Source organism: Nocardioides sp. Leaf374 (assembly GCF_916862475.1).
GTDB lineage: Bacteria > Actinomycetota > Actinomycetes > Propionibacteriales > Nocardioidaceae > Nocardioides > Nocardioides kribbensis.
This window is the reverse complement of record NZ_CAKASO010000001.1, coordinates 198943-209128: the sequence shown is the minus strand read 5'-3', so window position 1 is coordinate 209128 and position 10186 is coordinate 198943. Positions and strand designations below refer to the sequence as shown.

The following is a 10186-nucleotide window of genomic DNA, read 5'->3' as shown; positions in this document are numbered from 1 at the left end:
CACCCTCGAGTCCGCCACCGCCCTGGCCACCATGGCCACCGAGCTCAAAGCCCTCGTGGCCCGCTTCCAGGTCTGAGAGGGAGGCGTCACCGGGGTCGGCGTGACCCGACCCACAGGAAGAATGGTTGTCGGGGGCAACGGTCGGGAATACCGTTGCCCTCGACAACCTTCTACCCGTCGTGAAGCGAGCAGACCCCGTGACCCAGACGTCCCCGTCCACCCCGGCCCCTCCGGCGGCCCCGCCCGTGGCGGACGCGCCGATGACGCACCGCCAGATCCTGGAGGCGATGAGTGGCCTGCTGCTGGCGATGTTCGTGGCGATGCTGTCGAGCACGGTGGTCACCAACGCCCTGCCGACCATCGTCGCCGACCTCGACGGCAGCCAGACCGGCTACACCTGGGTCGTCGTCGCCACGCTGCTGGCCATGACCGCCACCACCCCGATCTGGGGCAAGCTGGCCGACCTGTTCAGCAAGAAGCTGCTGGTGCAGCTCGCGCTGGTGATCTACTCGATCGGCTCGCTCATCGCCGCCTTCGCGCCGTCGATGGAGGTGCTGATCGGCTCCCGTGTCATCCAGGGCCTCGGCGTCGGCGGCCTCACCGCACTCGTGCAGGTCGTCATCGCCAGCATGGTCTCGCCGCGCGAGCGCGGTCGCTACTCCGGCTACATCGGCGCCACGTTCGCGCTGGCCACGGTCAGCGGGCCCCTCATCGGTGGCCTCATCGTCGACTCGCCCCTGGGCTGGCGCGGCTGCTTCTTCGTGGGTCTGCCCGTCGCCGCGCTCGCCTTCGTGCTGCTCCAGAAGACCCTGCACCTGCCCGTGGTGCGGCGCCAGGTCTCCATCGACTACCTCGGCGCCACCCTCATCATGGCCGGCGTCAGCATCCTGCTGGTCTGGGTCAGCCTCGCCGGCAACCAGTTCGCCTGGGCCTCGGCCACCACCGCCGCCATGGTCGTAGGCGGTCTCCTGGTCATCGCCGCCGCCCTCTACGTCGAGGGCCGGGTCGCGGCGGAGCCGATCATCCCGCTGCACCTGTTCAAGGACCGCACCATCGCGCTCGCGACCGTCGCCTCCACGCTCATCGGCGTGGCGATGTTCGGCTCCACCGTCTACCTCAGCCAGTACTTCCAGGTCGCCCGGGGCATGACCCCGACCGAGGCCGGCCTGATGTCGATCGCCATGGTCGGCGGTCTGCTCGTCTCCAGCATCGTCACCGGCCGGATCATCTCCGAGACCGGCCTGTGGAAGCGCTACCTCGTCGGCGGCATGGTGCTGGTCGTGGTCGCCCTGGGCCTGCTCGGCACCATCGACGACACCACCAGCCTGGTCGTCATCGGCCTCTTCATGGCCGTCCTGGGCGTCGGCCTGGGCGCCACGATGCAGAACCTCGTGCTCGCGGTGCAGAACAACGTGGCGCTCAAGGACATGGGCGCCGCCAGCTCCGTCGTCGCCTTCTTCCGCTCCCTCGGCGGCTCGGCCGGCGTCTCGGCCCTCGGTGCGCTGCTGAGCGTGCAGGTGGCCGACAAGGTCGCCAGCGGCCTCGCGGCCATCGGCGTGAGCGGGGGCAGCGAGACCGAGAGCCACTCCATCCCCGACCTGGACACCCTGCCCGGCCCGGTGCGCGAGATCTTCCAGTCGGCCTTCGGCGAGTCCTTCGGCCACCTGTTCCTCGTGGCCACGCCCTTCGCGGTGCTCGCCCTGGTCTGCGTGCTCTTCATCGAGGAGGTGCCGCTGCGCACCACCAACGACCTGGTGCCCGACGAGGCGGCCGACGGGTCCGACGGGGCCTCCGACCCCCTCGACGGCCTCGAGGACGCGCTCACCGACGGCGGGCGCCACCGCGCCGACGCCGAGCACCCCACTACGCTGCGGTCCTGATGACCGCGCGCACGGAGCACCTGATGAAGCTCGAGCAGGAGGTCGGCGTGCTGATCCGCCGGGTCCGCCGCGTGATCGGCGAGCGCGCGCTCGCCGTCCACGAGGAGCTGCAGCCGGCCTCCTACCTCATGCTCAGCTACCTCGCCGACCACGGCGCGATGCGCTCCTCGTCGATGGCGGAGGCCTTCCACATCGACAAGGGCGCCATCAGCCGCCAGGTGCAGCACCTCGCCGACCTGGGGCTCGTGGAGCGCACCCGCGACCCCGAGGACGGCCGGGCCTCCCTGGTCGCCGCGACCGACGAGGCGGTGCGCCGTCTCACCGACGTGCAGGAGCACCGCCGCAAGTTCCTCGACGAGCGGCTCGGCGACTGGGACGAGAGCGAGCTGGCGGCCTTCGCCGACGTCCTCCACCGCTACAACAGCGCGCTCAACCAGCCGACCGACCGCTGACCGTCTGCCGACGGACCGCCGACCGGCCGCCGGCCCGGGACTCCCGGGACCGGCGGCCGGTCGGTGTCGTACGGTGGGCGGGTGCTCAGTCGCCGGTGGTGAGCCAGACCGCGGTGTCGACCGGCAGCAGGTCGGAGACCGGGCCGCTGCTGGCCACGACGTCGCCAGCGGGGCGGGTCACCGGCGTCTCGCCGCAGTTGACCACGACGGTGAGCGGGCCGCGGCGGAAGGCGAGCACGTCGCGGCCGAGGTCGAGCAGCTCGACCTCGTCGCCCGCGGTCTCCGCGAAGGCACGGCGTGCCGCGAGCGCCTTCTGGTAGAACGCCAGCGTCGAGTCGGGGTCGGCCTGCTGGGCGGCCACCGTCAGCGGGGCCCAGTCGTCGGGCTGCGGCAGCCACGGCTGGGCGTCGCCGGGGCCGAAGCCGTAGGGGGCGGCGTCGCCGCTCCACGGCACCGGCACGCGGCAGCCGTCGCGGCCGACCTCGCCGGTGCGGAACCACGACGGGTCCTGGCGGTGCTCGGGCTCGACGTCGACCTGCTCCAGGCCCAGCTCCTCGCCCTCGTAGAGGTACGACGAGCCCGGCAGCGCCAGCATGGCCAGGGTGGCGGCGCGCGCCCGCGCCAGGCCGACCGCACCGCCGCCGTAGCGCGTCACGTGGCGCACGACGTCGTGGTTGCTCAGCACCCAGGTGGGGCTCGCACCCACGCCGGAGAGGGCCTCGAGGGTGCCGGTGACGACCGAGGCGAACTCCTCGGCCGACCAGGGGGCGAGCAGCCAGGAGAAGTTGAAGGACTGGTGCATCTCGTCGGGGCGCACGAAGCGGGCCATCGACTCGGCCGACTGCGTCCACGCCTCGGCGACCATCATCCGGTCGCCCTCGTAGGAGTCGAGGACCGTGCGCCAGCGCCGGTAGACCTCGTGCACCTCGGGCTGGTCCCACATCGGCTCGTCGCGCATGGTCCGCTCGACCATGCTGGAGACCGCCTCGGGGTTGATCTCGCCGCTGGCCGGGGTGTCGCCCTCGTCGACGACCTGGTCGCGCAGCGACTCCTCCTTGACCAGGCCGTGGGCCACGTCGACCCGGAAGCCGTCGACGCCACGGTCGAGCCAGAAGCGCAGGACGTCCTCGAACATGTCGCCGACCTCGGGGTTGCGCCAGTCGAGGTCGGGCTGGGTGGAGTCGAAGAGGTGGAGGTACCACTGTCCGTCCTCGACCCGCGTCCAGGCGGGCCCGCCGAAGACCGAGCTCCAGTTGTTCGGCGGCTGCGAGCCGTCCTCGCCCCTGCCCTCCCGGAAGAGGTAGCGGGCGCGCTCCGCGCTGCCCGGCCCGGCGGCCAGGGCGGCCTGGAACCACACGTGGGCGTCGGAGGTGTGGTTGGGCACGAGGTCGACGATCAGCTTGAGGCCGAGCTCGTGCGCGGTGGCGACGAGACGGTCGGCGTCCTCGAGGGTCCCGAAGAGGGGGTCGATGTCGCGGTAGTCGGCCACGTCGTAGCCGTGGTCCTTCTGCGGCGAGGTGTAGAAGGGCGAGATCCACAGCGCGTCGACGCCGAGGTCGCGCAGGTAGGGCAGGCGCGAGGTGATGCCCGGGAGGTCGCCGATGCCGTCGCCGTCGCTGTCGGCGAACGAGCGGGGGTAGACCTGGTAGATGACGGCGTGACGCCACCACTCCGGGGCCTCGGGGCTCTTTGGATCGTTCAAAGTCATGCCCACAAGTCCATCACACGATCCGGCCCCCTGCCCAGCCCTCGCGGGCCGGGCCGGACCGCCTCGTGTCAGCGGTCCTTGATCGCCGCGTAGCGGTCCAGCGCCTCCAGCCGCTCCGCCTTGTGGTCGACGATCGGCTCGGGGTAGCCGGCCGCCTCCCGGTCCTGCGAGGACGGCTCGTGCGGGTCGGCGGCCTCGGCCAGCTCCGGCACCCAGCGACGCACGTAGGCGGCCTCGGGGTCGAACTTGCGGCCCTGGGTCGTGGGGTTGAAGACCCGGAAGAAGGGCGAGGCGTCGGTGCCGCTGCCGGCGGTCCACTGCCAGCCGTGGTTGTTGCTGGCCAGGTCGCCGTCGACCAGCCAGTGCAGGAAGTGGCCGGCGCCCAGCTGCCACTCCAGGTGCAGGTCCTTGACCAGGAAGCTCGCGGTGATCATCCGCACCCGGTTGTGCATCCAGCCGGTCGCCCGCAGCTGGCGCATGCCGGCGTCGACGATCGGGAAACCCGTGCGGCCCTCCTGCCAGGCGGCGAGCTGCTCGCCGGGGGAGTCGTAGGCCATCCGGGCGTACTCCGGCTTGAGGTAGTCGCGCGCCGTCTCGGGGCGCCGCGCCAGCACGTCGGCGTAGAACTCGCGCCACGCCAGCTCGGTGCGGTAGGTCGCCGCGCCCCGCGAGCGGCGCTGCGCCAGGTCGGCCAGCAGCGTGCGCGGGTGGACCTCGCCGTACTTGAGGTGCACCGACATCCGGCTGGTGCCCTCCACCCCGGGGCGGTCGCGGTCGTCGTCGTAGTCGTCGACACGGTCCAGGAACTCCTCCCAGCGGGCGCGCGCGGCCCTCTCGCCGGCCTCGGGCAGCTCGAGCCCGGCGGGGAGGTCGGGGTCGGGCACGTCGGTGGTGCCGTCCTCGAGCTCGACCCAGCTCCCGCCCGACGGCGGGTCGACCGGCGCCCGCCAGCCGTGGTCGTTCCAGGCACGGGAGAAGGGGGTGAACACCTGGTAGGCCTTGCCGGAGCCGTTGACGACCCGACCCGGCGCCACGGCGTACGGCGAGCCCGTGCGCACCAGCTCGATCCCGGCCTCGCCGAGCGCCTCCTCCACCCGCTCGTCGCGCTCGCGGCCGTAGGGCCCGAAGTCGGCCGCGACGTGCACGCGCCGTGCGCCGACCGCCTTCGCGGCCAGCACCACCCGGCGCACCGGGTCGCCACGCACCACCGACAGCCGCGTGTGCCGCTGCCGCAGCTGCGCGTCGAGGGCGCGCAGCGAGGCGCCGAGGTAGGCGCGGCGGCTCGGCCCGGCCGGGTCCCACAGGTGGGGGTCGAGCACGAAGAGCGGCAGCACCGCCCCGTCGGAGGCGGCCTCGAGCAGCGCGGGGTTGTCGCCCAGGCGCAGGTCGCGGCGGAACCACATCACGGAGGTCGTCGAGTCAGCCACCCGGCGACCCTGCCACCACCGCGTCGCCGCGGCCTCCCCCCTCCGGTCCCGTTCCGCCACGCCGGGCGCCGGTCGGGACGAGTCGCGCGATGGGGGACAATGGGGGTGTGAGCGACCTCATCGACACCACCGAGATGTACCTGCGCACGATTTACGAGCTCGTCGAGGAGGGCATCGTCCCGCTGCGCGCGCGGATCGCCGAGCGGCTGCACCAGAGCGGCCCCACGGTCTCGCAGACGGTGGCGCGCATGGAGCGCGACGGCTTGCTGACGGTGCAGGGCGACCGGCACCTCGAGCTGACCGAGGAGGGTGACCGGCTCGCCACCCGCGTCATGCGCAAGCACCGCCTCGCCGAGCGGCTGCTCATCGACGTGATCGGCCTCGACTGGGAGCTGGTGCACGAGGAGGCCTGCCGCTGGGAGCACGTCATGTCGGAGACCGTGGAGCGCCGGCTGCTGGAGCTGCTCGACCACCCGACCGAGTCGCCCTACGGCAACCCCATCCCGGGCCTGGAGGAGCTGGGCCAGAGCCGGGTCGGGGAGGAGTTCATGGCCGGGGTCGAGTCGCTGGCCGACGTCGCCTCGGCCGAGGAGGGCCGGGTGCTCGTGCGGCGCATCTCGGAGGAGATGCAGAAGGACGAGGCGCTGATGAGCGCCCTGCGCCGGGTCGGCGCCCTGCCCGACAAGACCGTCACGGTGGTGCAGACCGGCGAGGGCGTGCTGGTCGGGTCCGGTGGCGAGACCGCCGAGATCGTCCTCGACGCCGCCGACCACATCTTCGTCAAGCGCCTCTGAGCCTCGGCCGTCGCCGACCGGGCCGTCCCCGCACTGCGGGGATGGCCCGTTGCTTTACCCCTGTGCTGCGGAACGCGCACCACGTGCGGTGTCGGGTGACCGAAATCGCGGCGCTCTCAGGGGCGGGCGGGCATGATGGTGCTCGACGCACGACTCTCGGAGCACTGGTCCAGACCGGTGCGGTGCGCCGTGACCGCCGGCGTCCCCCCTCGTTGTCCCTGCACACGCACGTACCTGGACCTGAGGGAGGTCGCCATGAGCATGGCGAGGGGAGTGCTCGAGATGGAGCTCGTGGAGGTGCCGGCGACGGCGCTCGAGCTCGGTGTGCTCGAGGGAGACATCGTGGTCAGCCACGTCGGCACGCGCCTCACGCGCGGCCTGGAGATCGACGAGGAGGTCGTCGTGCTCACCGCCGACGGCGAGTTCCTCAGCGCCCGCGTGGTCGACCTGGAGTTCGACCTGGCCGACACCCGCTACGTCCTGCGCCGCGGCGTGCGGATGCCCCCCGAGCTGGCCTGGGAGCGCCTCGAGCAGGGCGACGGCCTCGCGCCGCGCGGCCCCGCCGCCGGGTCGGGCGAGTCGGTGCAGTCCCTGCTCGACCTGCTGGGCGACCTGCGCGACCGCGACCGCCGCGACTGACCGGTCGCAGGACCCGACCCGGGTCCGGCCCGGGACTCAGCCGACGCGCCGCGCGGCGAGGTCGGCCAGGAAGCCCGAGCACCCGGCCTCCACGGCGTACGTCGCGAGCGCGTCGCCGCGCGTGGCGCCACGGTTGACCACGACCACCGGGGTGCCGGCGCGCGCCGCCCGGCGCACGAACCGGAAGCCGCTCATCACCGTCAGGCTCGACCCGACGACCAGCAGCGCACCTCCCGCGCCCAGTGCGTCGACGGCGTCGTAGCAGCGCTGCACCCGCGGGGCCGGCACGTTCTCGCCGAAGAACACCACGTCGGGCTTCAGGATGCCGCCGCAGTCGCAGTCGGGCACCACGAAGGACTCCGTGAGCGACGCCTCGAGCTCGACGTCGCCGTCGGGCCGGGTCTCGGCGTCGTCGTGCCCTGCGCCGAAGTCGGGGTTGAGGGCGCTGAGCCGCTCGTGCAGCGCCGCGCGCGAGGTCGTGCGGCGGCAGCCCAGGCAGACCACGTCGGCGATCCGTCCGTGCAGGGCCACCAGGCGCGGGCTGCCCGCGCGCTCGTGCAGTCCGTCGACGTTCTGGGTGATCAGCAGGTCGGGGTCGACCTCGACGAGCGCGCGGTGCCCGGTGTTGGGGTCGGCATGACGCATCCGGCCCCAGCCCAGGTGGCTGCGGGCCCAGTAGCGGCGGCGAGCCTCGGGGGTGGCCACGAACTCCTGGTAGGTCATCGGGGTGCGGGTCGGCGCCTGCGGCCCGCGGTAGTCGGGGATCCCGGAGTCGGTGGAGAGCCCGGCGCCGGTCAGCACGACGAGGTCGCGGTCGGCGAGCAGGTCGAGGGCGGCGGCACGGGTGGCCGGGTCGTGGGCGGTCGCGTCGGGGTCGCGCTGCTGCGACGGGGAGGTCGCGGCGGGGGAGCGGGTGGGCAGCAGGCTCACCGGGCGTACCTCACCTCGGCCCGCGCACGCGCCTTGGTCGCCTCGACCTCGCGGTCCTTGGGCGGCGCGGCGGTCACGAGGTCGTCGAGGAGGTGCTGGGTCAGGTGGGCGATCTCGCGCACGGCGCGGTCGAAGGCCTCCTGGTTGGCCTGCGAGGGCTTGGAGCTGCCGCTCACCTTGCGCACGTACTGCAGCGCCGCCGCCGTGACCTCGTCTCGCGTGGCCGGCGGCTCGAAGTTGTGGAGCTGGCGGATGTTGCGGCACATGCGACGAGCCTACGCCGCCCTCAGCGGGCCGGCGGCTGCTCGGAGCCCGGTGCCGGATCGGGCACGGGGGCGAGCCGGGCCGCGTCGAGCAGGGTCGTGGACCGGTCGGTGAGCAGCACGACCCGCCGGTCGGCCAGCAGCACCGTGCGCACGCCGCGGGCCTCGGTGCCACGCGGCAGGGGCAGGGTGCGGGCCGAGACGCGACCGTCGGTGAGCGACACCACGGCCAGGTGCGGTCGGGTGCGACCCGGTCCGTCGACCACGCTCAGCGCGGTCCGGGCGCCGGGCAGCCAGGTCAGCTGCCGCGGGTCGACCGACGCGCCCAGCGTGGTGCCGGCGGCGAAGTGGTGGACGCCCAGGGGGCGGGGGTCCGCGAGGTCGCCCAGGTCGAAGAGACCGACCTGCGCACCCCACGCGCCGCGGTCGGGACCCTCGCCGATCCCCAGCAGTCGGCGCGGCCCGAGCGGGTGGAGGTGGGCGGAGAACCCGGGCACCGTCAGGGTCCCGAGCAGCCGCGGCCGGTCGGGGTCGGAGAGGTCGACGGTGTGGAGCGGGTCGACCCGGCGGAAGGTCACCACGATCGCGAGGTCGTCGAACCACCTCACCGACTCGATGCTCTCGAAGCGGCCCAGCCCGTCGACCCGGCCCGCCTCGACGAGCCGGTCGCCGTCGCGGCGCAGGGTGGCCACGGCGTTGGCCGGCCCGGTGCCGGCACCGGGGCCGAGGGCCAGGCGGAGCACCCCGTCGGCCTCGTCCATGGCCCACCGGTCGGCGAGCGTGCCGAGCACCTCACCGGAGGCGACGTAGGAGGTGGAGACGCCCTCGAGGTCGAGCTCGTGCACCGTGGTGAGCCCGGTGCCGGTCGCGCCGGTGGGGTCCCAGCCCGCCCAGGCGGGGGCGGTGGCGACGTAGAGCCGCTCGGCGGAGGCGTAGGCGAGGTCGGTGTCGACCAGCAGGCCGGAGCCGCTCGGGTCGACCAGGCTCCGCGCCGCCGCCTCCGGGGTGGCCGCGTCGAGGCCGAGCACCGCCAGCGTGCCGAGACCGGCCTCCTGCGACGGCACGGCGACGTCGTCGCAGGTCACGGCGGGCGCGGTGGTCGACGCGCCGTCGGCAGTCAGGTCGTCCACGGTGGCCCCGGGCAACCAGTCGGCCGCGGTGGCGGCGCGCACGACCTCGCGGTTGGCCAGGGTGGCCGCGGTGCTCCCGCCCGCGCGGCGCGGCGTGGTGAAGGGCAGGTCGGGCAGGCCAGAGGACAGCACGAGCCGCACCACCGTGCCGTGCTGCACCGCCCGCACGAGGCCCGCGTCGTACGCCGTCGACGCGGTCACCCGCGGGTCGGTCGGGTCGGAGACGTCGACGGTCAGGACCCTGGTCGAGGGCGCGGTCGAGGTCGACGCCGGCGTGCCGGCGATCCGCGGGGTGGTCGCCGCGGCCCGGTCGCGGCCCACGACCACGACGGTGTCGCCCACCAGCAGCAGCTCGGGGTCGACCAGCGACGTCGCGGTCAGGTCGAGCGAGCCGAGCCCGACGACCTGCGCGCCGCCCACGTCGTGGGTGCTCAGCGTGCCGCCGGCGACGCGCACCAGCAGGGAGCCCTCGGTCTTGACGGTGTCGGGCTCGTCGACGCCGGCCTCCTGCACCGTGGTGCCGGTGGCGCTGGGGTCGGCCCGGGTCATGCCCGCGGTGGGGCCGCTCGCCGCCCGGTCCGACGCGGCGAGCTCCGGCGCGCCGCCCCGCGCCGCGAAGAAGGGGGAGTCGAGGAAGAAGTACGGGTCCTCCCAGCCGTGGGGGCCGACGAGGTCCTCGCCCAGGTCGGCGTACGCCGCTGCGAGGTCGGCGCACGAGTCGGCGGGTGCCAGGTCGCCGCCGAGCCAGGTGGCCTGTGCGGTCCCGTCGCCGGTGGTTCGGAGGCCGGCGGTCCCGAGGGCGGGGCCGGCCGGGCCGGCGGCGGGCCCGTCGTCCGCCGGCGCTGCGCCGCACCCGGCCGCGAGCGCGCCGGTGAGCAGCACGGCGAGCAGCGTCGCGACCGGGGGGCCGGGCCGCCCGGCGCGGGCCCGACGGGGCGCGACGACGGGGCGGAGGAGGCGGTG

9 protein-coding genes are annotated in these 10186 nt (G+C 74.2%); 4 read left to right on the top strand and 5 right to left on the bottom strand.

The genetic code is table 11. The annotated features are described in order from the left end of the window. Nucleotides 1-260: 260 nt before the first annotated feature. Nucleotides 261-1880 (top strand): MDR family MFS transporter, encoded by a 1620-nt coding sequence (locus tag LPA27_RS01070; protein ID WP_082503379.1) that lies wholly within the window; start codon nt 261-263, stop codon nt 1878-1880. After that, nucleotides 1880-2332 carry a MarR family winged helix-turn-helix transcriptional regulator gene (locus tag LPA27_RS01065; RefSeq protein WP_228941182.1) on the top strand — a complete coding sequence of 151 codons (453 nt, stop codon included), beginning with the start codon at nt 1880-1882 and terminating at the stop codon, nt 2330-2332. The genes LPA27_RS01070 and LPA27_RS01065 overlap by 1 nt, the downstream gene beginning before the upstream one ends. An 85-nt stretch (nt 2333-2417) precedes the next feature. On the opposite strand, the gene LPA27_RS01060 is transcribed toward LPA27_RS01065, so the two are convergent. Both LPA27_RS01060 and LPA27_RS01055 read right to left on the bottom strand, forming a co-directional pair. After that, the gene (locus tag LPA27_RS01060; protein ID WP_228941181.1) at nt 2418-4040 is read right to left on the bottom strand and encodes an alpha-amylase family glycosyl hydrolase; all 1623 of its coding nucleotides are present in this window, start codon (nt 4038-4040) and stop codon (nt 2418-2420) included. Between the two features lie 68 nt (nt 4041-4108). Beyond that, nucleotides 4109-5467 (bottom strand): cryptochrome/photolyase family protein, encoded by a 1359-nt coding sequence (locus LPA27_RS01055; RefSeq protein ID WP_228941180.1) that lies wholly within the window; start codon nt 5465-5467, stop codon nt 4109-4111. 107 nt (nt 5468-5574) lie between these two features. Between LPA27_RS01055 and LPA27_RS01050 the strand changes: the two genes are divergently transcribed. Next, the gene (locus tag LPA27_RS01050) at nt 5575-6261 is read left to right on the top strand and encodes a metal-dependent transcriptional regulator (RefSeq protein WP_056865706.1); all 687 of its coding nucleotides are present in this window, start codon (nt 5575-5577) and stop codon (nt 6259-6261) included. A gap of 255 nt (nt 6262-6516) precedes the next feature. Beyond that, on the top strand, nt 6517-6900 hold the full coding sequence (locus LPA27_RS01045) for a hypothetical protein (RefSeq protein ID WP_156698073.1): 384 nt from the start codon (nt 6517-6519) through the stop codon (nt 6898-6900). Nucleotides 6901-6936: 36 nt separating this feature from the next. Here LPA27_RS01045 and LPA27_RS01040 read toward each other — a convergent pair whose 3' ends face one another. From LPA27_RS01040 to LPA27_RS01030, 3 genes are read right to left on the bottom strand one after another with little or no spacing between them, the layout of a single operon-like run. Further along, the gene (locus LPA27_RS01040) at nt 6937-7830 is read right to left on the bottom strand and encodes an NAD-dependent protein deacetylase (RefSeq protein ID WP_082503378.1); all 894 of its coding nucleotides are present in this window, start codon (nt 7828-7830) and stop codon (nt 6937-6939) included. Then, nucleotides 7827-8096, bottom strand: coding sequence for a DUF2277 domain-containing protein (locus tag LPA27_RS01035; RefSeq protein ID WP_228941179.1), 270 nt, complete (start codon nt 8094-8096; stop codon nt 7827-7829). Before LPA27_RS01035 ends, LPA27_RS01040 begins: the two co-directional genes overlap by 4 nt. A gap of 20 nt (nt 8097-8116) precedes the next feature. Beyond that, nucleotides 8117-10105 (bottom strand): beta-propeller domain-containing protein, encoded by a 1989-nt coding sequence (locus tag LPA27_RS01030; RefSeq protein WP_228941178.1) that lies wholly within the window; start codon nt 10103-10105, stop codon nt 8117-8119. Nucleotides 10106-10186 lie beyond the last annotated feature (81 nt).

Excerpts from the sequence above, each read along its gene's own strand:
- LPA27_RS01045 (WP_156698073.1), top strand. The coding sequence starts at position 6,517 with ATGAGCATGGCGAGGGGAGTGCTCGAGATGGAGCTCGTGGAGGTGCCG.
- LPA27_RS01035 (WP_228941179.1), bottom strand. The coding sequence starts at position 8,096 with ATGTGCCGCAACATCCGCCAGCTCCACAACTTCGAGCCGCCGGCCACG.
- LPA27_RS01060 (WP_228941181.1), bottom strand. The coding sequence starts at position 4,040 with ATGACTTTGAACGATCCAAAGAGCCCCGAGGCCCCGGAGTGGTGGCGT.
- LPA27_RS01065 (WP_228941182.1), top strand. The coding sequence starts at position 1,880 with ATGACCGCGCGCACGGAGCACCTGATGAAGCTCGAGCAGGAGGTCGGC.
- LPA27_RS01070 (WP_082503379.1), top strand. The coding sequence starts at position 261 with ATGACGCACCGCCAGATCCTGGAGGCGATGAGTGGCCTGCTGCTGGCG.